The organism is Bradyrhizobium sp. 27S5, from assembly GCF_037217225.1.
Classification (GTDB): domain Bacteria; phylum Pseudomonadota; class Alphaproteobacteria; order Rhizobiales; family Xanthobacteraceae; genus Bradyrhizobium; species Bradyrhizobium septentrionale.
In genome coordinates this window covers 1809358-1834265 of record NZ_CP147714.1, presented here as the reverse complement: position 1 = coordinate 1834265, position 24908 = coordinate 1809358, and the positions used below count along the sequence as shown (strand labels likewise).

Genomic DNA, 24908 nt, shown 5'->3' with positions numbered 1-24908 from the left:
CTGCTCTCCCCCGATCTCAGAACAACACGCGCCGCAGATCGGCGAGCACATTGGCGAAGTAGACGTTGAAGCGTGCGGCGGCCGCACCGTCGATGACGCGGTGATCCCAGGACAGCGACAGCGGCAGAGTGAGGCGCGAGGTCCAGGTCTTGCCGTCAGGCGAATGCTGCTTCCAGTATCCCTTGCAGACGCCCATGATCGCGACTTCCGGCGCGTTGATGATCGGCGTGAAGTAGATGCCGCCGATGCCGCCCAGCGACGAGATCGAGAAGGTGCCGCCCTGCATCTGGTCCGGCTTGATCTTGCCCTCGCGCGCCAGCTTGGCGAGCGCGTTCATCTCGTTGGCGATCTCCGGCACCGATTTCTTGTCGGCATCGCGGATCACCGGCACCATCAGGCCGTTGGGCGTGTCCGCGGCGAACCCGATGTGCCAGTAGTTCTTGTAGACCAGCGTGTCGCCGTCGAGACTGGCATTGAACTCCGGGAATTTCTGCAGCGTCGCGACCGCCGCCTTCACCATGAAGGGCAGCAGCGAGAGCTTGACGCCGCTCTTCTCCAGCTCCTTGTTCATCTTCACCCGGAATTGCTCGAGATCGGTGATATCGGCCTCGTCATGGGTCGTGACGTGCGGAATGACGACCCAGTTGCGGTGCAAATTAGCGGCCGAAATCTTCTTGATGCGGCCGAGCTCCTTGCGCTCGACCGGCCCGAATTTCGCGAAATCGACCTTGGGCCAGGGCAGCAGGTCGATGCCACCGACGCCGCCTCCGCTTGCCGCCGCAGCCTGCGGCTTGGCGGCTGATGCTCCGCCCTTGGCAAAGGTCTCGACATCCTCGCGCAGGATGCGGCCATGATTGCCCGAGCCCTTTACCTTGCCGAGATCGACACCCATCTCGCGCGCCAGCTTACGGACCGCGGGGCCGGCATAGGCAAGCGCAAAGGCCTTCTCGTCGACCCCGCCGGCCTGCGCCACGGCAGCGGCGGGTGCCGATGCTGCCGGTGCCGGCGCAGCCGCGGCAGGGCTGGCCGCGGCGGATGCATCGCTGGTCGCGAGCACGAGAATGATCGCGCCTTCGCTGACCTTGTCACCGGTCTTCACCCTGATCTCGCGCACGGTGCCCGAGAGCGGCGCCGGCACTTCCATTGTCGCCTTGTCCGACTCGAGCGCGATCAGCGGATCCTCGGCTTTGACGCTGTCGCCGGGCTTGACGAAGATCTCGATGACCGGAACGTCCTTGAAGTCGCCGATGTCGGGGACACGGACCTCGGCGATACCCGCCGGGGCGCTGACGGGCGAAGGCGGCGCGCTGACGACGGGGCGCGTTTCGGCCTGCTCGGCGCCCGCACCTTCGAACTTAACGATCACCACGCCTTCGCTTACCTTGTCGCCAACCTTGACGACCACTGACTTCACCACGCCATCGCGCGGCGACGGCACCTCCATGGTCGCCTTGTCGGACTCCAGCGCGACCAGCGGATCCTCGGCCTTCACCTTGTCGCCCGGCTTGACGAAGACCTCGATAACCGGGACGTCCTTGAAGTCACCAATATCGGGAACCTTGATGTCGATCAGACCACTCATCGCTCTGCCCTCGGCTCCCCTGCCTCACACGGTCCACGGCGCGGCGCGCCCGGCATCGATCTGGTATTTGGCGATGGCCTCGGCGACGATTGCGGGCTTGATCGTTCCCTCATCGGCGAGCGCCTTGAGTGCCGCGACGGCGACATAGTGGCGGTCGACCTCGAAGAATTTCCGGAGCTTGACGCGATAGTCGCTGCGGCCGAACCCGTCGGTGCCGAGCACGACGTAGCGGCGGCCGGCCGCCTGCACATATTCCCGGATCTGGTCGGGGTAGTTGCGCATGTAGTCGGTCGAAGCCACGACCGGCCCCGGATGCCCTTCGAGCTGCGCTTCCACCCAGCTCTTGCGGCGCGGCTCGGTCGGATGCAGCAGGTTCCAGCGTTCCGCCGCCATACCGTCACGACGCAGTTCGTTGAAGCTGGTTGCACTCCAGACGTCCGCGGTCACACCGAAGTCCGCCTTGAGCAGATCGGCCGCCGCGATCACCTCGCGCAGGATCGTGCCCGAGCCGACGAGCTGGACGCGCAGTCCCTTTTTCGCGGTTTCGCCGCCGTTCTTCAGGAGGTAGAGGCCTTTGAGAATTCCCTCCTCGGCGCCCGTGCCTGCGTCAGCCAGCGCCGGGTGCTGATAATTCTCGTTCATCAGGGTGATGTAGTAGTAGACGTCCTCCTGCGCCTCATACATGCGACGCATGCCTTCGCGGACGATGGTCACGACTTCATAGGCGAAGGTCGGATCGTAGGAGATGCAGTTCGGGATGGTGGCGGCGAGCACGTGGCTGTGGCCGTCCTCATGCTGCAGGCCTTCGCCGTTCAGCGTGGTACGGCCGGCCGTGCCGCCGAGCAGGAAGCCCCGGGCGCGCATGTCGCCTGCGAGCCAGGCGAGGTCGCCGACCCGCTGCAAGCCAAACATTGAGTAGTAGATGTAGAACGGGATCATCGGCACGTTGTTGGTCGAGTAGGACGTCGCGGCGACAATCCAGCTCGACATCGCGCCGCCTTCGTTGATGCCTTCCTGGAAGACCTGCCCGCTCTTGTCCTCGCGATAGTACATCAGCTGATCGGCATCCTGCGGCCTGTAGAGCTGACCGACAGACGAATAGATGCCGAGTTGCCGGAACATACCCTCCATGCCGAAGGTGCGGGATTCGTCCGGCACGATCGGCACGATGTGCTTGCCGATCGCCTTGTCGCGCACGAGGGCGCCGAGCAACTGCACGAACGCCATCGTGGTCGAGATCTCGCGGTCTCCGGTGTTTTCGAGCAGCCGCTGGAACGTCGAGAGCGGGGGAATTTGCAAGGACGCGGATTTGCGCCGGCGTTGCGGCAGGTAGCCGCCGAGCTTTTCGCGCTGTGCCCGGAAATACTTCATTTCCGGGCTATCTTCCGGCAGCCGGAGGAAAGGCACCTTGGCCAAATCGGCGTCGGAGACCGGCACCTGGAAGCGGTCACGGAAACCGCGCAGCGCGTCCTGCGTCATCTTCTTGGCCTGATGGGCGATCATCTGGCCTTCGCCGGATTCGCCCATGCCGTAGCCCTTGACGGTCTTCGGCAGAATGACCGTCGGCTGGCCCTTGTGGTTCACGGCCGCGGTGTAAGCGGCAAAGACCTTCTCGGGATCATGGCCGCCGCGCGCGAGCTGCCAGATATCGTCGTCGCTCATATCAGCGACGAGCTGCTTCGTTTCCTCATACTTGCCGAAGAAGTGTTCGCGAATGTAAGCGCCGCTCTTGCTCTTGAAGTCCTGGTATTCGCCGTCGACGCATTCCTCCATGAGCCTGAGCAGCAGCCCGCTCTTGTCCTTTTGCAGCAGGCGGTCCCACCCCGAGCCCCACAGCACCTTGATGACGTTCCAGCCCGCACCGCGAAAGATGCTTTCGAGCTCCTGCACAATCTTGCCGTTGCCGCGTACGGGTCCATCGAGCCGCTGAAGGTTGCAATTGATGACGAAGATCAGATTGTCGAGGTTCTCGCGGCCGGCGAGCGAGATCGCGCCGAGCGATTCCGGCTCGTCGGTTTCGCCGTCGCCCATGAACGCCCAGACCTTGCGGTTGGACGTATCGGCCAGCTTGCGGTTCTCGAGATATTTCAGGAAGCGCGCCTGATAGATCGCCATCAAGGGCCCGAGCCCCATCGACACCGTCGGGAACTGCCAGAAGTCCGGCATCAACCAGGGATGCGGATAGCTCGACAATCCCTTGCCGCTGGTCTCCTGCCTGAAGCTGAGCAGCTGCTCCTCGCTCAATCGTCCTTCGAGGAAGGCGCGCGCGTAGATGCCGGGCGAGCAGTGCCCCTGGACAAAAATCAGGTCGCCGCCATGAGCATCGGTCGGCGCGTGCCAGAAATGGCCAAAGCCGATGTCATAGAGTGTGGCAGCCGACTGGAAGCTCGCGATATGGCCGCCGAGCTCCGAGCTTTCCTTGTTGGCGCGCAGAATGATCGCAAGGGCGTTCCAGCGGATGATGGAGCGAAGCTTGTGCTCGATCGCGCGGTCGCCGGGCAGCGCCGGCTGCTGGTGATTGTGTTGCAATAGGGCGTCGTCAGCGACTGCTCGATCTGAAGGCCGCCGCGGCGCGCCGCCTCCAGCATCGCATTGACGACGAACTCGGCGCGTTCATTGCCGCGATGCCCCTGGACCGCCGACAAGGCATCAAGCCAGTCCCGGGTTTCCTGCGGATCCTGATCGTGAGCGTCCGCCATCGTCATTGCCTTCTCCATTGCATGCCAAGCCGAAGTCGCACGCCCGCGTTCATTGCGGCCCGCATTCATGCGGAAGCGCGCAATGCAAAACTGGCGATGTCCCGGTCGCGTTAGGTGGTGAGCTGAGTGTTGGTTGGCATCTGAACGTCCCCTCGCACTGTATATTCTGGAGCTGTTGCTCCTTTTGGCAGGTACCCAAGCAGCATTCGTGCCAAACCGCGAAATGCGCGAGCGATCGCGGGGATGTCGTTCAGTTTGCTTGGTTTTGCTCTGTAGGCCAACGCACCCGCCGCTGCATCGGCGTCGGATCCGTCTGACGCTCCGGGAAACCGGGCGGAGCGGTCATCCGAAATCTCGGATTGCGCTGGTCGAGGCGTCCGAAGATCGGGGACGATGCCGTCAAACCGCCCTGCGCACACGGAGCGAGAGCTTCTCCGCACAGGCCGCACGCGGTCACCAACCGACAGCAGCGCGGAACGACAAATTCAAGTTGACGAGCTTCGCCTCGATGACTGAATGTCTGCGATCAAGCGCGCATCGGCGTTCTCACCGCGCGATGGCATGCGCAATTCGGAACGTGTCGCACGGTTTGAGCGGGGTCGCTGGCATGGTCGGCTCTCGCACACCACGAGGTTGGGGCGCATGACAGTGATACTCGATCTCCTCAACAACGATCCGCGCACGAAGCTGCGGGCCGATAGGCCGCGCCATCCCGAAAAAGCCAACCGCCCCGACACACCGCTGCAGAGCAAGCCGGCATGGATCCGCGTGAAGGCGCCCGGCTCGGCCCAATGGGCCGAGACGCGGCGCATCGTGCGCGAGAACAAGCTCGTGACCGTCTGCGAGGAAGCCGGTTGTCCCAACATCGGCGAATGCTGGACGAAGAAGCACGCGACCTTCATGATCATGGGCGACACCTGCACGCGCGCCTGCGCCTTCTGCAATGTGCGAACCGGCCTGCCCGGTCCGCTCGACGCCGATGAGCCCAGCAAGGTCGCCGAAGCAGTGGCCAAGTTGGGACTGGAGCACGTGGTCGTCACCTCGGTCGATCGCGACGATCTGGCCGACGGCGGCGCCGCCCATTTCGCTGCGACCATTGCCGCCATTCGCGCAACCAGTCCCGGCACGTCGATCGAAATCCTCACCCCGGATTTTCTGCGCAAGAGTTGCGCGCTCGAAAGCGTTGTTGCGGCGAGCCCTGACGTGTTCAACCACAATCTGGAGACGGTGCCGTCGAAGTATCTGACGGTGCGCCCGGGCGCGCGCTATTTCCATTCGGTCCGGCTGCTGCAGCGCGTGAAGGAACTCGACGCACGGATCTTCACCAAGTCGGGGATCATGGTCGGCCTCGGCGAAGACCGCAGCGAGGTGCTGCAACTGATGGACGATCTGCGCTCCGCCGACGTCGATTTCCTGACCATCGGCCAGTATCTCCAACCGACGCGCAAGCACCATCCCGTCGTCAGCTTCGTGCCGCCTGACGAATTCGAAGCCTATGAGAAGACCGCGTATGCCAAGGGCTTCCTGATGGTCTCGGCCACCCCGCTGACGCGCTCCTCGCACCACGCAGGCGACGACTTCCGCAAATTGCGTGAGCGCAGACATCGCTAGCCACTGGCTGCGATCGAACGGCGCATCGCATTTGATGGGAGGATTCCCGCCAACTGGTCGGCGGCGAGGTCCCAGCGCGCCTTTGCGCACATTTTTGGCAGCGGGGGAGCGCTACCGCCTTTTCCCGGATGCTGCGCCGCACTACAGCGGGTCCTAAGCCCGGACTTTCGAACACGTCGAGCCGCGGCCCAGCGGAACCTCGATCGCCACCTTTGCTAGAACCATTCAAAACATATAGGCTGATCTGGTCAACGGGCTGGGGAGAAAAGCCTGGGACGTTGGGGACGTGGGACGCTGAAGGGTTGTTTGATCGGAAGGCGCGATCGTCTTCACTGCGGGTGCGACGGGTAGGGAATTCGATTCAGGCGCCGTCACGGCGGCCTGGAAGGGTCTTACCGTCGGACTTTGCGTGAGCGAACCGGCAGTTGCGGCAGGCACCCCCCGCATTCAGGTGAATGATCGCAGGGCCCGTCATGAGCGGGTCCGGCATCTTTCACGTCGGAGGAGCCGGGATGGATCAACGAGAAGTGCTGGCGGCGTGGGAGAAGTTCGTCGAGCGCGGAGCGTTGTCATCCGACCTGAGATCATCGGTAGCAGCGTCGTGGCAGCGATCCAGGAACCATCACGTCACCGTCGACCGTGCGCGAGCGCCACTCGTCGCGGACGCCGAGCTGTTTCGTCATCGCTCCAAGTACGCGTCGCTCCGTCATGCCGCCCGCTGCGCGCTCGAGAATTCAAGAACATTCCTGCGCGATGCAAACTCGATCATGATCCTCACCGATCCGAGTGGGCTGATCATCGATACGCAGGGTGACGACAGGGTCATTGACGCCGGCCGCGCAGTCCATCTCGAACACGGAGGTCGCTGGAGCGAGGCCGACATCGGCACCAACGCGATTGGCGCCGCGATAGCGGAATCGAAACCCGTGCAAATTCACGGTACCGAGCATTTCTGCTCGGAGGTGCAACGGTGGACCTGCGCTGCCGTCCCGGTTCATGACCCGACCGATGGCGAACTGCTTGGCGTGGTCGATATCTCGGGTCCTGCAAGCACCTTCAATCCGCAGAGCCTGGCCTTGGCCGTCGCGGTCGGCCATCACGTGGAAAGCGTCCTCGCCCAATCGGTCCGACAGGAACATGAGGAGTTGCTTTGCCGCTTTCTCGCCAAGAGATCGCAATGGGCGAACGATGAATGCATCGTGCTTGATCGCCGTGGCCTGATCCTCCACGCCACCGAGCGTGCCCTGAACGCGCTACAGCATGATCGCCACGGCATTCGCAACGACGCGCCAACCCGCTTTTTGAAGACGGTTCCGTTCGATGAGTGGCCGAGCAGGTTGAAGGAGTTGCTTCCCAATGCGGGCGTCAACTTCGTCGAGAACGAGCGCTCCGGCATCGGCGCCATTGTGGTGCTGCATGCGCGACGACGCCAGTTGATCACGCATCGCGACGTCCAGAAATCGAGATCCGAATCTGAAGGCCGCGAGACCGCGAGCTCATCATCTGCCCGAAAGGATTCAAAGCCGGAACCACTGTCTCTTCAGAGCCCGGCTGCCGGCTTCGTTGCGCGCGACCCCGCGGTCCGGGCCATCGTCCGTCAAGTCGAGACCGCGGCAGTACGCAAGATGCCCATCCTAATCCGCGGCGAGACCGGAACCGGCAAGGAGCAGCTTGCCCGCCACGCCCATATGGCAAGTGGGCGAACCGGCGCGTTCATCCCCGTGAATTGCGCCGCCCTGCCGGAAAGCCTGATCGAGAGCGAGCTGTTTGGCTATGCCGAGGGAGCATTCACCGGGGCGCGGCGCGGCGGCGCGATTGGACTGGTCAGGGAGGCCGACGGCGGCACGCTGTTCCTTGACGAAATCGGCGACATGCCCGTCGCGCTGCAGGCGGTGCTTCTGCGCCTGCTCGACGACTGGACCGTGCGCCCCGTCGGCGGCGTCAGATCGAAGGTCGATGTCTTTCTGATCTCCGCTACCAACGCCAGGTTGGACAAGGCCATCGCCGAGGGCCGGTTCCGATCCGACCTGCTCTATCGTCTCAATACGCTCGAGGTCACTCTGCCGCGACTCCGGGATCGTAACGACTTTGATGCCATCGTTCGCCATCTGCTCAATACGATCGACCCGGCTTGCGAGATCACGCCGACCGACATTGCGCATCTCGCTGCACGTCCCTGGCCTGGCAACGTCCGCGAGCTCCGCAACGTTCTGGCGCGATTCAGCCTTGCCGCTGCGGACGGATCCATCAACGAAGCAAGCGCGGAGAACATCGTTCACCCCGCCGGAACTGAGTCCGGATCACTTCACGACATCCATCGCGCGCGAATCCTTGTGGTCTATACCGAGACCGCCGGAAACGTCAGCGAAACCGCGCGCCGTCTCGGCGTCTCGAGAAACACCATCTATCGCGCTCTCGGGCAGAAGAAGCCCGAGTGATGCCATAGTGCCTCGAACCACCGGATGCTGCGAGTATCGCAGCGTGCCCGGCTATGGACGGAGCGCCGGTCGCTTCGAACCGATGATCCGTTCCGTTCAAAGCAGCTCAGCACCGCCACCTCGGGCCGGGCCAGCGGTCGGATCGTAATCATCCGGCTTCTTGGCGATCAAGGTCTGCGTCGTCAGGATCAGTCCAGCCACCGATGCCGCATTGCGAACCGCGCTGTAGCAAACCTTGACCGGGTCGATGATGCCAGCTTCGACAAGATCGACCGCCGCGCCATTGCGCACGTCGAGCCCGTGGCCATTCCTGGCCTTGGCAACTTTCGCAACCTCCGCCTCCCCGTTCAGGCCGGCATTGGCGGCAATGTAGAACAGCGGCCGACTGAGCGCGCGTTGCAGCAGCTCGGCGCCCTGCCTGGCGCCTCCGTCCAGACGATTGATCAATTCGTCGAGCCTTGCAGCGACCCTGAGCAAGGCCACTCCGCCGCCCGGCACAATGCCTTCTTCGAGCGCGGCGCGGGTCGCGTTGATGGCATCCTCGATCAATTGGGTCCGGCGTTTTTGCTCGACCGGCGTCGCGCCGCCGGCGAGAATCATCGCCGTGCCGCCGGACAGTTTCGCGATGCGCTCCTGGAACTTGTCCCGCTCGATATTTTCGGGAGCGGCATCGTATTGGCGCAACACCTGCTCGCGTCGCGCCGCGATGGTCTTCTGATCGCCGCCTCCCGCCGTGATCAGGGTCTTCGAGGCGGAAATGCGTACCTGGCGTGCAGACCCAAGGTCGTGCAGCTCCGCCTTCTCGAGCCTTCCGCCCAGATCCGCCGAGATGACGCGCCCTCCGGTCGTGATCGCAATATCCTCGAGCATCGCCTTGCGCCAATGGCCGAACTCCGGCGGATGAATCGCGGCGACCTTGAAATTGGATTTCTCCCGACGCGCCAGCAATTGCATGATGACCGATGGCGCCACTTCCTCGGCGATGATCAGCAAAGGTCGCCCGCTCTTCTCGATGAGCGAGATCACTCCAGCGAGTTGCTCCCCGGCCTGGATCTTGAGATCGGTCATCACGATGAACGGATTGTCGAGAACCACCTGCATTTTCTCGACATCGGTGACCATGTGGTGTGAAAGATAGCCGCGATCGAAGGCCATGCCTTCAACGATTTCCAGCGTCGTCTCGACCGTGTTGCCGAATTCCACCGCGACGATTCCGTGATTGCCTGCGCGCTCGAAGGCTTCGCCCACCATGTCGCCAAGCGCTGTGTCGTTGGCGGCAATGCTCGCAACAGCCCGCAGGCCGGCAGGCCCCTGCAGCGGTCTCGCCGACCGTCGTAACGCCGTGATGGTTTCAGTAACCGCCAGTTCCAGCCCTTCAACCAGCTCGACCGGATTGGCGCCGGCCGCCAGACATTTCAGGCCTTCCTGCACAAGAACATCGGCGAGCACCGTGGCCGTGGTGGTGCCGTCCCCCGCCACCTCGTTGGTTCGCGCTGAAACCTCGCGCAACACCTGCGCGCCCATATTCTCAAACGGGCATTCAAGTTCGATTTCGCTGGCAATGCTGACGCCATCGCGCGACACGATAGGCGTGCCGATCGGTCGGTCCATGATCGCGTTCATGCCCTTCGGACCCAGCGTACCGCGTACCGCCTTGGCGAGCTTGGCGACGCCCCGGCCGAGCGCGGCCCGCGCAGCTTCATCGTGCAACATGATCTTCGGCATTCTAAATCCCCGACTTTGCCTTGAGGTCGTCTGGTCTGAACGAGTTTTCGATGCTGCGCGCCCGCATCACGGCCCTGTTACGTACCCGGCGACGCCGGCATCGTCCTCGATTTCGGTACGAACGGTGTCTCGAGGTCGAACCGAGCAGCGAGCAGGCCACGGCACAGCGCGCCGTTGAATTCAGCGTTGATGCCGACGCGCCGTAGATTCGATACGTATCCGGCAAGGCTGTCGGCGCTTAGCCGTGCCCCGTTCGCATCGACAAAGGCAGGCCCATCGCCGCTTGCCGGGCCCACGACGGCACGCCGCTCGAGATAGCGCTGAATCAGCCTCTCACCTGCATCGTCGAGCGGCAGGCAACCCAGCTCCCTCAACGTCAGGCTCACGATCTCTGCTGGCGACTGCCCCAGCGCAACGAGGTGGCTGAGCAGTGCAACCTGGCGGCGCTGGAACGCCTTGACGAGGAATGTCTGACGCAGGTCATCGAGGCTGCCATCGGCCTCGGCGCCAAACGTTTCCTGGAACGAGCGCCCCTGGGCGAGGCCCGCATTGATCTTGTCGGCATACATGTGCTCACCCAAGACCACGCTGACGCCCTTGACCCAGTCCAACGCACTGACGGCCCGGCGCATGTCGTCTGCCATCAGGAATGAGAAATTGGCAGCGCACCAATAGGTCGGCAGGCGAAACTCGATGTGGACATGGTCCTTCGAGTCGACGTCGGCCCTGGTCACGAAATTCAACTCGGTGACGGGCTCGTCGAGTTCCGGATCCATCACGCCATGCAAGCAGGCCCATATCTGGGACTGCCTGTCATCCGACGAGCGGCTTCTCGGCCGCTCCCTCCCCTCAACGCCACGCTTCATGACCATCACCTCGGCGCGTGAACGGCTTCGGGCAAATGGGCATAACCGCCGCCGGCCCGGATCTTCTTCTTCTGCGCCTCGACGTCGATGCCGTAGATGCGGGCGGCGTTGAGGCCGAGAATCTTGGTCTTGGCCTCCATCGACAACACCGAACCGGTCTCCTTGGTGACGTCGGCCGGGATCTCGAATGCCATGAACTTGTCGATCAGCCATTTCGGCGTCCAGATGCCGTAATCGCTGCCGTAAAGGATCTTGTCCGGTCCAACCCAGAACAACAGTTCGGAAATCACATGGGCGAAATAACCCGGCCGCGAATGGATGAAGGGCAGCGCCACCGCGAGACCGGCATAAACGTTGGTCTCCTGGGTCGCGATCCAGCAGAAATCGTCAAGCCGCGGCAAGCCGCAATGCTCGACGATGAAATTCAGGTCCTGGAACGAGGTCGCGACGTCATCGATGTCGGCCACATCGAACGCATCCCGGTTGAGCGGGATGATCGTCGGCCCCTTGTGGACGTGGATGTTCTTGATGCCGAGCTTTTGCGCGGCCTCAAGATACTGGTAGGACGCCTTGTCGGTCAGCTTGTAGCCCTTCGATTCGCCGCGCCATTCCGCGGTGTAGAGCTTGACGCCCTTGAGTTTGTGCTTCTCGGACAGCGCATGAAGAGCTTCCAGGCCCTTGGTGCCGTCACGCGGATCGAACGCGCCATTCAGGATGAAGCGATCCGGATGGCTCTTCTTCATCGCCGAATTTCGTTCGGTGGTGTTGAAACCACTCTTGTAGAAATCGGTGAGGTAGGTCGGTTGCAGGATCGCCATGTCGTCATAGCCGGTGACGAACAGGTCGTCGAACATTGTCTTGGCATCGTATTTCTCGAACTTCTCCTTCTCCCATTTCTCCGAGGGCGGGCTCAGGTTCGAGTGGTAGGCGTAGAAGCAGTCGATGAACTGCTTGCCGTGGATGTTCTTCTGGTTTGCCGGACTTCCATCCCAGAAATGCGTATGCCCATCGATGACAAATATCTCTTCACCCTTGGCTGTCCTGTACATGGCGTTTCTCCCGATCCCGCTGGATGGCGTGTTGTTATGAGGCGGCGCGATTGATGTCGTCGAATGAGCCCGGCCGGCGTCGCGCCGGCCAGGGTTTGTTCGCAGGCGGCCGTCAGACGATGTATTTCATCATCTCGTTCATGTCGCCGAACAGCATGACGGTGTTGTCATCCGTCATCACCATGCGGCCGTAATGCGTCGAGGTCGAGATCTCGAAGAGATGCGGGGTCATGACCCGGCCGAGCTCTTCCGAAATCTCGTCCATCTTGAATTCCATCTTGCCGTCGCCATCGATGCGGATCATCGCCGGCATGTACGTCACCTTGATGTGGTCGTGACGGCTCATGACCTCGGCAATGGCGCGCGCCTCGACACTGTCGTTCATGGTGACCCCGCATTGATGCGACACCGTGTCCTCGAACGTGATGTCCTTCATCGATTTGAAGATGTTGTCATTCTCGTGCAGCATGTCGATGCTCCTGAAGAATTGAGTGAAGATGTGAAGCAGTATTGGCTACGACGCGAGATTTGCCGGAACCGTCAGGCCAAGCTCGGCAGCGATGCCCCTGATGCGATTCTTCGCGTGCGCCAGCGCGTCGGCGAAAGCCGCGACCTTGACACGCGGCTGCGACCAGATCGGCTGCAGATGATTGGCCGCATCGAGCGCGAGATCGGCATGCTTGGCCAACCATTTGTTGAACAACGCGAGGTTCTGCGCCCCGTAGGTGGGATCGGTACCGAGGATGTGGAACAGCTCGACGGTGTTGGCGAGATTGCGCTCATAGTCGGCTTCCGCGGCGGAGACGACAGCCGGAGTGATGAAGTCGTTCTGCGCAGATGCCGCCTGCATCAGGAAGCCTGAGCGGAAGAGTTCTCCGAGAAGCGGCTCGAACACCACATTGGTCGCAAAATATTGCTCCAGATAGTCGTTTGAACCCATCACCGACTCAACCGACTTGCGCACGCCCTGCCAGATCGGATCTTCCAGCCAGTGCTTCTTGCCGGCGGCAATGTCGAAGCCTGGAAGGTCGAGGCCGATTTCGCTCAGATAGAGAGTGATGTCCTGCGCGAAGCGAAGCTTGTAGGACGAGTTGGTCAGGATCGCATTGTTGACCATCTGCGTGTAGCCATAACGCTGCGCCTGCATCGTGGACGTGCCGAGGCCGAACTCGGCATGCTTGTAGGCGCCCAGATGGTTCTGCAAAATCTTCACCCAGGCGGGATCGAAGCGGGTTGGCGCTCCCGATTTCCGGCCATTCTCGATGGTGTTCTGCACCATCCCGCAGATCGTCGACTGGCGCTGATAGTGCGTGCGCTCCCATTCCTGGTCGACGGCGCGGAACTTGTGCCAGTTCGAACTTTTCGCAGCCGTCCAATCCTTGGAATAGGTCGGCGTTCCGTCCGGGAAGGAGATGATCCAGTCCTGCAGCAGATAACGCTCCGGATCCGGCTGAACGTCGACCGTCATGTCCTCGTAGTGGGTCGCCTTGCGGCCCTTGGGTTCGAAGTAGTTGTACTTGCGGCTGTCGGAGCCCGGGAACACTGCGGCCCCCGCCGCCCCGGATTTGACGATTGCTGCCGGCTTGGTCGCTGCTGCTCTGCTTCCTTGCGCGCTCATTGCTCACTCCCTTTTGCCATTCTGTTCTGCGACGAACTTTTGAACGCCGTCATCGCACCGCCGGCGTAAACTTGTCGAAGTAGATGTGGTCAGGCTCGACCCCGTTCATTTGAAGGACGGGCAATACGGCGTCGATCATCGGAGTCGGCCCGCACGCGTACGCGTCGATGGCGCCGCTGAATTTCTCCTTGCGCAGATGGCGCAGCACGACCTCGTGGATCAGCCCGGTCTCGCCGTCCCAGCCGTCATCCGCCTCCGCGTGCGACAGCGCCGGCACGAATTTGAAGTCGTCGAGCCGCGCCGCGATAGCTGCCAGCTCCTCGAGGTAGAACAGATCGGCGCGCGTGCGGGCTCCGTAGAAAAACCGCACCGGCCTCTGCTCCCCGCTCCCGATGTGATCGGCCAGGATCGACCACAGCGGCGACATCCCCGAGCCGCCGCCGATCAGCAGCATCGGACCCGGGCGCTCTTCACGCCGGAAGCAGGTGCCATACGGCCCCTTGGCGGTCACGGCGTCATCGACGCCCAATTTCCCGTCAAGCTGGGACGAAAACGCCCCGTTCGGATATTTCTTGATAATGAAGCAGAGACGGGTGCTCTCGCTGGGCGGATTCGCCATCGAAAAGGCGCGGGTAATGGTGCCATCCTGAAGCGTCAGATCGACATACTGACCGGCCCAGAACTTCATCGGCCGCTCGATCTCGATCTCCAGCAGCCTGATGTCCGACGTCAGCGCGTGGATCGCAGCCACACGCCCGGCAAATGCCTTCACCGCGATCGAACGGCTGAGCAGGTCTTCGTCATAGTTGAGCAGTTCGACACTGATATCGCTGTAGACGTGTGTACGGCACAACAGCACATGTCCGGTCTCGCTCTCGTAGTCCGGTAAGGCGAAGGTCGAGTACTTCAGCAGCTCGATGTCGCCGTCGACGAGTTTCGATTTGCAGCTGCCGCACTGGCCTTCCTTGCAGCCGTGCATCAGCGAGATGCCCTGACGAAACGCGGCGTCAAGGACGGTCTCGCCCTCCTCCACTTCCATCTCGATACCCACTGGCTCGAAACGAACCTTGTGAATCCGCACGTCCGTCATCATCTCGGCCTTGTCATGGCAGTTGAACAGAACGATCGGCGAAGCGATTGCCGACCCCCGGCAAGAGAGGCCGCGCGGAGCGGCCCCTCCCGTCGTCATTTTTAGTTGCAGGGATTGATCTTGAAGCCCTTGCGATACTCGGCCGTCGCGACCTCGCGTTCGGCGGGCGAAAGTGCCCTGAAGCCACGCAGCGGACTGCCGAGCGTGTGTCCGCGCACGTGATCGAGCGTCCACATGTCCTTGGCGTCGAAGCGCAGATGCGGTTGCGCGATCATGGTCTTGCCGTCAGGCCGGACAAAACCGAGATCCTTGATCGCATCGGCGACATCCCAGCCGTGATAGCAATCTTCCCATTCACGGCGACCGCTGAAGCGGCCCATGGCCGGCGTCGCCCGCCCCTCGTATTCAGCGGCGAACGCCACCTTGTGGGTCCAACGGCAGCCTTCCGAGCAATAGGTGTAGATCTTGCCGTCGACCTCGTCGCAGACGAAGTCTTCACGGATCAGGCACGGAACCATGCAGCTCCAGCACCGATGCGGGTACGAGTAGCCCACTTCGCTGTTGAAGAGGATGTTGGTTTCGCCGGGTACACTGAGCTTTGCGTGCCACTTCCAGAAGTCGCCGAATTCGGCGTACCAGCCCGGATATTTGTGCTCGAACCACTCGAAGTCCCGCTCGGTCTGAGCCTCGATGCGCCAGAAGTTCACCGACCAGCCGACCGTGAAGAACTGCGCGGTCTTGTGGACATAGTTCTTCTTGACGATCCGATCCCAGGCGGCGGCGACGTCATCGTGATGGATCTTGATGCCGTACTTCTCGAGCGGCAACATGTAGGTCCGGTAATAGTCTTCGTAGATCCAGCGATGCCAGAGCTCGGCATAGGACTCCTTGTTCTTGTCGCGGTTGGTCGTGCCGTACTCGATGAACGTCCCGATCGCGGCATCGACAATCGCGTGATTCTGCCAGAAGGCGTATTTCAGGTCGCGCTCCAGCAACTGGTGGTTCGACGGATCGTTGATCATCGCCATCAGCATCGAGTGACCGTTGCCGATATGGCGGGATTCGTCCGACTGAACCGACAGGAACACCGTCGGCAGCGCGTAGTCGCCGTTGCGGGCGGCTTCTGACGGCATCGCCACGAACAGCGTATTGGTGAAGGCGGTTTCCGCGACGACCGTCAGATAGACGTTGGCCGCGGTGATTGCGTCACCGGTCAGGAAGCCCTCGGCGAACTGGCGGCCGATCGTGGTCGCATAGCACTTGCCGAACGCGGCTTCCGTGATATCGAACCCCGCCGGGTCGATGTAGTTCTCCATGTACCACTTCTTGAGGTTCATCTGGATCGTCGAGTGACGGAACTCATCGACCATCTGCATGGTGAAGCCGGTGCGCAATTCCTCGCCGGGGGCCAGCCGCCCGACCATCGCCATCGAACGCGCCGCCGAGATCTCCGGGAACGGGATGATCGCCAGGAACAGCTTCATCCACTCGACCCATCGCGGCTCGACGTTGCGGAACATGTCGCCGCGCAACGCCGCGTCCAGCGCACCATAGACGCGGTTGTCCTTTTCTTCCTGCATCGGGAAATACGACCGCAGGACCTGCTTCATCGGGTCGCGCGGTGTCTTCGATATCTTGTAGTCGGTCGGGAAGGTCATCGCCTCCTGCACGTAGCTTGGCGTCCAGCCAAGGTCCGCGACACGGTTGGCCGCTTCAGCGATGCTGATGCCCTTCTGCGCGGTTATCTTGTTCAGTGTCAGACTTGCAGTCATTTCCAGCTCCTTTGAACGTTGCGTTGCTTCCGGCATTCTCGCTTTTAATCCCAGGTCAAAACCCCTGGTTCGCACTGTTGAAATTCTCGGCCGCAAAACTCACTTTGAGTCCGTTAAATGGATTGATCGATCTGCTGACTCGTCGTTTCACGTCAGCCCGGCTTCCCGGCGCTGACGGTCTCGTCACCCTCCGCTGGCTCGTTTGATGAGAGGTTTTCCTTCGGCGACGAATTTCGCCGAGAGAACCAGTGCGCCGGTGGCGAAATCCTTGCCGTGCGCGGCGATCATGGCCTCCGTGATCTCGGCCAGCCGAATGAAGAAAGCGTCTTTCGACCTGGCTTCCTCGCTCATGTCCGGTTGCGGAGACGACATGTGTGGCTGTTCCTTTGATGCAATCATGGTTGCGTTGTTCCTGCTCATCATGCGTGCCCCGAACGTTGGTGGTCGCCGGACGAAGGACCGCTGTCGATCTCACGCAGGGACGTGTTGAGCCATTCACGCTCGGCCACCAGGCGTCGTTGCTCCTCCCGGAGCATCTCCAGGCGCGCGATCGCGCGCTCCAGTTCGGCATGCGCGTCGCTTCCGGGCTCGGCGCGCGCCGCGCCACGCACGGCGCAGGCAAGTTCGATTTCGGCTCCGCCGCGCGCATGCTCATTCTTGATTTGCATCTCGTTGTTATCGACCATCTCGTCGATCAGCCTGTCCCGAGCGATCATCCGATCGCGGGCGCGCTGCAATTCAGCAGCTTCCTCGACGGTGATCGGCGGCTGGCGTCGGCTGTCCTTTGTCACTCGCGCCACTCTCGTTCGATGATCTGGTCCGATGCTTCGCATCTCGCGGTACATGCCCTACGGGATCAGGACCGCACGGCCGTGAATGCGCCCATGATGCAGATCATGAAGCGCGTCATTGGCCTCGCTCAGCCTGTATTCCCTGGTGTGGAGTTCGACGAGGCCGCGATCCGCGAGTGCCATCAACTCGACCAGCTCGGCATATGTGCCGACCAGGTTGCCGACGATGGTCTTTTCCGACGTGATCATGTCGATGGTCGGGATATCGATCTTCCCGCCATACCCGACGATGTAGTAGTAGCCGCCGTTCGCCGTCATCGACAGGCCCTTGGCGATAGCGTTACCCTCGCCGACAAAATCGATCACTGCCTCCGCGCCGCGCCCGCCGGTGAGCGCCAGCACGGCCTCAACTTCATTGCCGTCTGCCTTCACGACATGATGCGCACCGCACTTCTTGGCGAGCTCGAGCGACTGTTCGGCGCGATCGACCACGATGATTTCTGCCGCGCAGAGCGCTGCGAGAACCTGGATGCCGATATGACCCAGCCCACCGGCGCCGATCACCGCGACATACTCGCCGGGCAGCAGATGGCGGGATGCCTTCTTCGCGGCGCGATAAGCCGTCAGCCCGGCATCGGTGTAGGGAGCAACATCCTTCGGTGCGAGCGACTTCGGCAGCTTGATCAGAGAGCGCTGCCCCGTCAGCAGATACTGCGCATAGCCGCCATTGGCATTGATACCGGGAAACGAGCTGTCCAGCGCATGCATGTCGTCGCCGCGCCGGCATGCGAGACAATGCCCGCTGGTCACCAGCGGATGGCAAATCACGCTGTCGCCGACCTTGACCCCTTCGACACCCGGGCCGATCGCTTCGACCCAGCCGGCGTTCTCGTGGCCCATGATGTATGGAAGCTTGACGTCGACCTTGCTGCGCCAGATGCCTTCAACGATGTGCAGATCGGTACGACAGACACCGGCACCGCCGATGCGCACGATCACGTCCATCGGGCGCGAGATCTTCGGGTCAGTCACGTCCTGGAATTTGACGAACTCCTTCGCCGTCAGCTTCTCGTCGAACTCATGAAGCACCGCCGCTTTCATTGAACAGCCTCCCCGGCAAAATTTTTTATTCTGTCGATCTGACGCGATCGCCATCCCGCTAGATAGTTCAGCAAGGGCTGTGCCAAGCGCACAACGGCCTGATCTTTCTATTGTTCTTGCCGTCGCGGGAGTGCTCGCGCCGATCCGCCTAGGAGCAGACTTTGCGCGCGACTGTTCCGAGACGGAACAGTTTGGCGGCTGCAACAGCGCGTGCGCAGAAATTTGGATTTTCAGTTGTTTGATCTATGATCGCGAGAACCGCGCCACGCGCGAGAACGACCCGAACCGGGCTACGACCAAGAGGAATTCGCCAAGCAGCGACTCCGGGAGGAGCTAGGATGCTGACCGCCAGCCGACGCATGGACAATGCTTGGATGACGCTCGATCACCGCGGTGCGCCGCCGGCAGAGCTTTTGTCAGCCGACATCTACGACAGCTGGATGCGCTGCATTTCGCTTGGTCTCGACACATTGCGCCCTCCATCGCCCGAGTTCGTGAGCATCGCAGTTCTGCGTCAGGAGCAGCAGCGCTGTTCACTGATCCGCGGCCTCGCGCTCGCGGAGATGCACACACTGCATCAGCAGATTGCCGGCTCCAATTTCATGATCGCCTTTGCAAATGCCGACGGCCTGCTGCTCGACATCATCTCGGACTCGAGCTTCAGTGATGCCTCGAACGCCGCGAGCATTCGGCCCGGCACCATCTGGACCGAAGCCATCTGCGGCACCAACGGCCTCGGCACCGCCGCCTATCTCAAGCGGGCCATCGTCGTTCACGGGGGCGAGCACTTCTTCTCGCGCTACAACAATCTTACTTGCATCGCGGCGCCAATCTTCGCGCCGGATGGCGAACTCGCCGGAATACTGGACGCGTCATCGGATTGCATGTCGAGGCAGGCGCATACCCAGGCGCTCGTCGCGATGGCCGCAACCCAGATCGAGAATGGTCTGTTCCGCGAGCATCACCGCGGAAACATCCTGATCGCTTTCCATAACCGCGGCGAGTATCTGCATACGTTGAGCGCGGGCCTGCTGGCCGTCGATAACGAGGGCAGGATCCTTGCAGCCAACAGGGCCGCAAGCGTCCTGCTGCATGGCCTGCCAGCCTCGCCGGGTCGTCGCTTCGCCGACGTCTTTCGTACGAAATTCAGCGCCTTTGTCGATGAAGGCCGGCGCAAGGAACGCCAGCGCCTCGAGGACGAGGTCGGTAGCCAGTTCGTCGCAACAATCGAGAACGCACGCCAGTTCTCGATGATGCAGGCCATCCCGCGGCCTCGGCCGCCGACGCCCAAGGACGTCCCCACCCAGTTCGTCTCCGCCGATCCGGCGATCGCTTCCGGTGTCCAACGGGTGGGGGTCGCTGCGGTCCGCAAGATGCCGATCCTGATCCGTGGCGAAACCGGCACCGGCAAGGAGCAACTCGCCCGCCATGCTCATGCCGCCAGTGGACGGACCGGCGCTTTCGTGCCGGTGAATTGCGCAGCGCTCCCCGACAGCCTGATCGAGGCGGAGTTGTTCGGCTACGCCGAAGGGGCTTTCACCGGAGCGAAAAAAGGCGGGGCTGCGGGACTGTTCAAGGAAGCGGACGGCGGAACGCTCTTCCTCGACGAGATCGGCGACATGCCGGTGACGCTGCAGGCCGTGCTGCTGCGCTTTCTGGACGATTGGACTGTCCGGCCGGTCGGCGGCACCAAACGTCAGGTCGACGTTCTCCTGGTGTCTGCCACCAACGCCAATCTCGACGACTCGATAGCGAAGGGCCGATTCCGATCGGATTTGCTGTTTCGCCTCAACACGCTGGAGGTGACGTTGCCGCCTTTGCGCGAGCGTTCCGATTTCGCCGAGATCGCGCGCCATTTGATCCACAAGATCGATCCCTTGATGGATTTGACCGAAGGGGCGATCGATCGTTTGGCCGAACTCGATTGGGATGGAAACATCCGCGAACTGCGCAACGTGCTTTCCCGATTGTCGCTGGCCGAGCCGGGAGATCTGATCGACGAGACATCGGTCGAGTCCGTACTTGCGCATTCCGGCGGCGAGCGCCTGACCGGCAAGGCGGTGGGTGGTTGGCTCAAGGCCAATCTGCATGAGATTCAGCGCTCGCATGTGCTGACCGCGTACGCCGAAACCGGCAACAACATCAGCAAGACCGCGCGCCGCCTTGGCGTGTCGCGCAATACGATCTATCGCGCCCTGCGCGGCAACAAGGACTAGCACGATCGCGGCGAAGGCGCCGCGACGACTCGATCCGGCTGTAACTGGAGGCGCTGAAGTCCAGCCCCTCGTCGGGTTCAATTGGGAGTGTCGCCATGTTCGAACCGGAAAACAGTCTCGAAGCCCTGATGCAGGCCGCCGCAAGGGACGCCAGCATCGTTCCCGCATTCTATCGCGCCTTGCTCGAGACGGAGATTTACATTCTGACGCCGGAAGCGCCGATGAAACCCGGACGCCGTCGCTCGCTCAAATTTCAGGAAGAGATCAAGGTCGCAACGGTCGAATTCCAGAACATGACATGGCACCCCACCTTCACCTCAAAGAAGCGTATCTACGACTATATAAAGGAGCCTGAGGTGTGCCTTGGCGCCGCTGCGCGCAATCTGTTCGAAATGTTGCCTGACTCTAATTTCTGGCTCAATCCGTTGTCCGAATGTCAGAAGCCGCTGCCGGCCACCGAAATCGCTCTCCTCATGAGTGGCAAGATCTTTGGCATGGCGATGAAGTCCGCGCGATAGGCCCGGTGCTCGTGCGACATTGCGCCCATCCGGTTTGCATCAACTGCGGTTCACAGCCGGACTTGTCAGACGTTGTCGGGCTCAGGCCGATCAACGGGCCTGAGGCGATCATCGATGTAGCGCCTGAGCGCCGCGGCCGCGTTCAGCATGTGCGCACGCATCCTGCGCGATGCTGAATCGCCATCGCCCTCCGCGATCGCCTGCATGATGGCCTCATGCTCCTCGCGAGACCGCCGAATACGATCGCCCTGGCGCAATTGAGTTCGACGGAAGGCGCTGAGACGGGCGCGGACATCTTGCGCTTGCTCCGCAAGGAACGAGTTGTGCGTCGCCCGGTAGATGCATTCGTGGAATTGCCGGTTGAAGGCATCATAGGCATCAACGTCGTTCGCCTCGACCATCGCACGCGATCCGTCGTGGAGCTCGATCAGGTGACTGCGCTCGAGCGGCGTCATGCGAAAGGTCGCAAGCCTGACGCACATCGCCTCCACCTCGGCGCTAGTCTCGAACATGTCCATGATGCGCTCGGGTGTCATGCGTGCAACGACGACCCCACGACGCCCACGGACCTCCACCAACCCGCTGACGGCGAGCTGCCGGAGAGCCTCCCGCACCGGAGTCCGGGAAGCCCCAAAGCGATCGGCAAGCTGCTGTTCTTCCAACGCCGCCCCGGCGACGAGCGCGCCGGATGCTATCTCGTCTGTGAGCGCGTTTCGGATGCGGTCGGAAAGCAGGCCACCATCGTCTTCCGCTTCGGCTACGACTTTCAAGAAACTCACCATTTTCAGTTAACCCGTGATCGCGCGCACTGCGAAATACAGGACAGAGGGGGCAACCAGACACCCCAAGCCGGTATGAAATGTCGCAGTCAACGCGCCATACGGGACCAGACGCCGATCGGTTGCCGCAAGCCCTCCGGAAACGCCGCTGACCGTTCCCATCAAGCCGCCGAACACCATTGCGCTGCGCGGATTGTCGAGGCCGATCATCTTCGCCACGAAGGGCGTACCGATCATCACGATCACTGCCTTGAATACACCGGTCGCGATCGAGAGCGCAATGACCGGTGAGGGTGCGCCGATCGCCGCCCCCGTGACCGGCCCCACGATATAGGTGACCGCGCCGGCACCGATCGTCGTCAATGATTCGGCGTCGGTGTAGCCAAACGCCGCGGCGACGATAACGCCCAGAATGAACGGAACGACGGTTCCCAATCCGAGTGCAATCGCACCGATTACGCCGGCCTTGCGCGCTTGGTCGACATCGACCTCGAAGGCAGTGGCGACGATGGCAAAGTCTCGGAGCATCGCGCCTCCCATCAGGCCGATCCCGGCGAGCGCCGGCAGGTCGGCCACACCCTTCTCACCGCCGGTGGAAATGCCTCCGAAAAAGGCCAGCACGAGACCCAGCATGATCGCGATCGCCGAGCCGTGAATGCGCCCGAAGGTGAGATATTTCGAGATTGATCCGGATATCCACATCAGGATTCCGACAGCGGCGAACGCGGTCACCAGCGAATTGGCGGTGAGAACGTGAGACATCATGTTCATCCGATCCTCCCGGACTTGAGGTGAGGCACCGGCGCGGCGAGCACCTCAGCCTCTCGCGCCTCGATCTCGTCCATCGTCTCGACACGACCGCTGAACCGACCGATCAGGGCCACCATCGCGAAACACACCGCGACCGCCCCGATCCCCGCAATGACGACGATCGGACCGCCTTTTGCAGCAGCGACCACGTTCTGCTGCGCCGCCATCGCGACCACGATCGGAATGTAGAAGCTGCCCCAGAACTCGACGCCGGTCTTAAGCCCATGGCTGAGCAGGCCGCGCCGCACCAGCCAGAGCCGGGCCGCGATCAGGAACATCATCGCAATGCCGACGCCGCCGACATTGGCCTTAACGCCGAGGGCAACGCCGAGCAGGTCGCCCAACAGGCCTCCGAGCAGGGTGCAAATCGCGAGCAGTGCAACGCCGGAAATGGTCACGGGCGCCTCCACTCAGAGAATGAGGCGCGATGCCCCTGACTTGGACGCCTTGTATCCATTCGCATCTTAAATTCCCTCCTATGTATGCGAATATCGATCGCTTATAAATCTGTGTATACATTGATTGACAATATAATGCAATACGCATACATTGAAGTCCATCGAAGCCAATCCCGCATGCCAAGGAGCCGAGATGAGCGATTGGGGTATGCAAAAGGCCGCCCTCGGAGAACGCCTGGCGGCCGGTCAACAGCACGCAAAGGGTAAGATTGTCCCGATCCCGAGCCTGCCTGCGTTTTTGAAGGCGGTGATCCGGTCAGGCGACCGGGTGTGCCTGGAGGGCGACAATCAGAAGCAGGCCGACATCCTCGCCTCGGCGCTCGCGAACCTCGATCCCCAGGATGTCCACGACCTGCACATGGTGCAGTCGGGCGTGGTCCTGCCCGCGCACCTCGACATCTTCGAAAAGGGAATCGCGCGGCGGCTCGACTTTTCCTATTCAGGCCCGCAGTCGGCCCGCATCGCGCGGATGCTTTTCGGGGGCAAGATCGAACTCGGCGCCGTGCATACCTATCTCGAGCTGTTCGCCCGCTACTTCATCGATCTGACGCCGAACGTCGCTTTGATCGCGGCGGTAAGCGCCGACAAGGACGGCAATCTCTATACGGGGCCGAACACCGAAGACACACCGACGGTGGTCGAGGCGACCAGCTATAAGAACGGTCTCGTCGTGGCGCAGGTCACCGAGATCGTCGACAAGGTCCCGCGCGTCGACATCCCCGGCGACCTCGTGCATTTCGTGGTCGAAGCTGGCCGACCGTTCTACGTCGAGCCGCTCTTCACCCGCGACCCGGCAGCCATCACTGAAACCCAGATCCTGACGGCGATGCTGGCCATCAAGGGAATCTACGCGCCCTACGGCGTGCGCCGGCTCAATCACGGAATCGGCTTCAATACCGCCGCGATCGAGTTGTTGCTGCCGACCTATGGCGAGAAGCTCGGCCTCAAGGGCAAGGTTTGCACCCACTTCGCGCTCAATCCGCATCCCACGATGATTCCGGCGATCGAAGCCGGATGGGTCGAGCAGATCCATTGCTTCGGATCGGAAGTCGGCATGGAGGATTACGTCGCCGCGCGCTCCGATATCTTCTTCACCGGGCCCGACGGATCGCTGCGCTCCAACCGTGCCTTCTGCCAGACGGCGGGCCTCTATGCCTGCGACATGTTCATCGGATCGACGCTTCAAATCGACCTCGAAGGCCACAGCTCGACGGTGACGACCAGCCGCATCGCAGGCTTCGGCGGCGCGCCCAACATGGGCTCCGACCCTCGCGGCCGCCGCCACCCGAGCGAACCCTGGCTCAAGGCGGGCGCCGAGGCTGCGCCCGACTCCTCCCCCGCGCTGCGCCGCGGCCGCAAGCTCGTGGTGCAGATTGGAGAGACCTTTGGTGACCGCAATGTCCCGCTCTTCGTCGAGCAACTGGATGCGCTTGAACTGGCGCGCAAACTCGACCTCGATCTGGCGCCGGTGATGGTCTACTCCGACGACGTGACGCACATCGTTACCGAGGAAGGCATCGCCAACCTCCTGATGTGCCGCAACAAGGACGAGCGCGAGCAGGCCATCCGCGGCGTTGCTGGCTACACCGACATCGGCCGGGCGCGTGATGCGAACCTCGTCGAGCAGCTCAGGCAGCGCGGCGTGATCCGGCGCCCTGAAGATCTCGGCATCGATCCGCTCGACGCGGACCGGCGCCTGCTGGCGGCCCGCTCGATCAAGGATCTCATGCTGGCTTCCGGCGGCCTCTACCGTCCGCCCAGCCGCTTCCGGAACTGGTGAGGAGT

19 protein-coding genes and 1 pseudogene are annotated in these 24908 nt (G+C 62.1%); 5 read left to right on the top strand and 15 right to left on the bottom strand.

Features of this window, described 5'->3' with window-relative positions; translation table 11 throughout:
- Positions 1-16 precede the first annotated feature (16 nt).
- Positions 17-1582 (bottom strand): dihydrolipoyllysine-residue acetyltransferase, encoded by a 1566-nt coding sequence (locus WDM24_RS08765; protein ID WP_338830879.1) that lies wholly within the window; start codon positions 1580-1582, stop codon positions 17-19.
- A 24-nt stretch (positions 1583-1606) separates the two neighbouring features.
- Positions 1607-4287 (bottom strand): annotated as a pseudogene (aceE, locus tag WDM24_RS08760) (pyruvate dehydrogenase (acetyl-transferring), homodimeric type).
- A gap of 636 nt (positions 4288-4923) precedes the next feature.
- Here aceE and lipA point away from each other — a divergent pair.
- Positions 4924-5892 (top strand): lipoyl synthase, encoded by a 969-nt coding sequence (lipA, locus tag WDM24_RS08755; protein ID WP_338830878.1) that lies wholly within the window; start codon positions 4924-4926, stop codon positions 5890-5892.
- 512 nt (positions 5893-6404) lie between these two features.
- Positions 6405-8330, top strand: coding sequence for a sigma-54-dependent Fis family transcriptional regulator (locus WDM24_RS08750; RefSeq protein WP_338830876.1), 1926 nt, complete (start codon positions 6405-6407; stop codon positions 8328-8330).
- A 96-nt stretch (positions 8331-8426) separates the two neighbouring features.
- Here WDM24_RS08750 and WDM24_RS08745 read toward each other — a convergent pair whose 3' ends face one another.
- From WDM24_RS08745 to WDM24_RS08700, 10 genes are all read right to left on the bottom strand, one after another.
- Positions 8427-10055, bottom strand: a complete 1629-nt coding sequence (locus WDM24_RS08745) for a molecular chaperone GroEL (RefSeq protein ID WP_338830875.1) — start codon at positions 10053-10055, stop codon at positions 8427-8429.
- A 77-nt stretch (positions 10056-10132) separates the two neighbouring features.
- Positions 10133-10831, bottom strand: coding sequence for an iron-sulfur cluster assembly protein (locus WDM24_RS08740; RefSeq protein ID WP_338830874.1), 699 nt, complete (start codon positions 10829-10831; stop codon positions 10133-10135).
- A gap of 95 nt (positions 10832-10926) precedes the next feature.
- Entirely contained in the window at positions 10927-11970 is a 1044-nt protein-coding gene (locus WDM24_RS08735; RefSeq protein ID WP_338696803.1) for an amidohydrolase family protein, read from the bottom strand.
- A gap of 112 nt (positions 11971-12082) precedes the next feature.
- Positions 12083-12439, bottom strand: a complete 357-nt coding sequence (locus tag WDM24_RS08730; protein WP_029085595.1) for an MmoB/DmpM family protein — start codon at positions 12437-12439, stop codon at positions 12083-12085.
- Between the two features lie 45 nt (positions 12440-12484).
- Positions 12485-13588 carry an aromatic/alkene monooxygenase hydroxylase subunit beta gene (locus WDM24_RS08725; protein ID WP_338830873.1) on the bottom strand — a complete coding sequence of 368 codons (1104 nt, stop codon included), beginning with the start codon at positions 13586-13588 and terminating at the stop codon, positions 12485-12487.
- 49 nt (positions 13589-13637) lie between these two features.
- Complete coding sequence (locus WDM24_RS08720) at positions 13638-14681, bottom strand: 2Fe-2S iron-sulfur cluster-binding protein (RefSeq protein WP_414645701.1); 1044 nt, start codon at positions 14679-14681, stop codon at positions 13638-13640.
- A 98-nt stretch (positions 14682-14779) separates the two neighbouring features.
- Positions 14780-16450, bottom strand: coding sequence for an aromatic/alkene/methane monooxygenase hydroxylase/oxygenase subunit alpha (locus tag WDM24_RS08715; protein ID WP_166214176.1), 1671 nt, complete (start codon positions 16448-16450; stop codon positions 14780-14782).
- Positions 16451-16633: 183 nt separating this feature from the next.
- Complete coding sequence (locus tag WDM24_RS08710; protein WP_338830872.1) at positions 16634-16801, bottom strand: hypothetical protein; 168 nt, start codon at positions 16799-16801, stop codon at positions 16634-16636.
- 68 nt (positions 16802-16869) lie between these two features.
- Positions 16870-17241 carry a hypothetical protein gene (locus WDM24_RS08705; protein WP_338830871.1) on the bottom strand — a complete coding sequence of 124 codons (372 nt, stop codon included), beginning with the start codon at positions 17239-17241 and terminating at the stop codon, positions 16870-16872.
- A gap of 57 nt (positions 17242-17298) precedes the next feature.
- Positions 17299-18342 (bottom strand): NAD(P)-dependent alcohol dehydrogenase, encoded by a 1044-nt coding sequence (locus WDM24_RS08700; RefSeq protein WP_338830870.1) that lies wholly within the window; start codon positions 18340-18342, stop codon positions 17299-17301.
- A gap of 338 nt (positions 18343-18680) precedes the next feature.
- Between WDM24_RS08700 and WDM24_RS08695 the strand changes: the two genes are divergently transcribed.
- Both WDM24_RS08695 and WDM24_RS08690 read left to right on the top strand, forming a co-directional pair.
- Entirely contained in the window at positions 18681-20558 is a 1878-nt protein-coding gene (locus WDM24_RS08695; RefSeq protein ID WP_338830868.1) for a sigma-54-dependent Fis family transcriptional regulator, read from the top strand.
- A 95-nt stretch (positions 20559-20653) separates the two neighbouring features.
- A complete protein-coding gene (locus WDM24_RS08690) occupies positions 20654-21076 on the top strand; it encodes an SseB family protein (RefSeq protein WP_166303116.1) in 423 nt (140 codons plus the stop codon).
- A 65-nt stretch (positions 21077-21141) separates the two neighbouring features.
- On the opposite strand, the gene WDM24_RS08685 is transcribed toward WDM24_RS08690, so the two are convergent.
- Genes WDM24_RS08685 through madL form a run of 3 tightly spaced genes read right to left on the bottom strand, consistent with a single transcriptional unit; the run spans position 21142 to position 23063 of the window.
- Positions 21142-21858: a GntR family transcriptional regulator gene (locus tag WDM24_RS08685; RefSeq protein WP_338830866.1), complete on the bottom strand. Its 717-nt coding sequence runs from the start codon at positions 21856-21858 to the stop codon at positions 21142-21144.
- A 6-nt stretch (positions 21859-21864) separates the two neighbouring features.
- Positions 21865-22626 (bottom strand): malonate transporter subunit MadM, encoded by a 762-nt coding sequence (gene madM / locus WDM24_RS08680; protein ID WP_338830865.1) that lies wholly within the window; start codon positions 22624-22626, stop codon positions 21865-21867.
- Positions 22623-23063, bottom strand: a complete 441-nt coding sequence (gene madL / locus WDM24_RS08675; RefSeq protein WP_338830864.1) for a malonate transporter subunit MadL — start codon at positions 23061-23063, stop codon at positions 22623-22625. The genes madM and madL overlap by 4 nt, the downstream gene beginning before the upstream one ends.
- A gap of 193 nt (positions 23064-23256) precedes the next feature.
- Here madL and mdcA point away from each other — a divergent pair, with 193 nt between their 5' ends.
- Positions 23257-24903, top strand: a complete 1647-nt coding sequence (gene mdcA / locus WDM24_RS08670; protein WP_338830863.1) for a malonate decarboxylase subunit alpha — start codon at positions 23257-23259, stop codon at positions 24901-24903.
- Positions 24904-24908 lie beyond the last annotated feature (5 nt).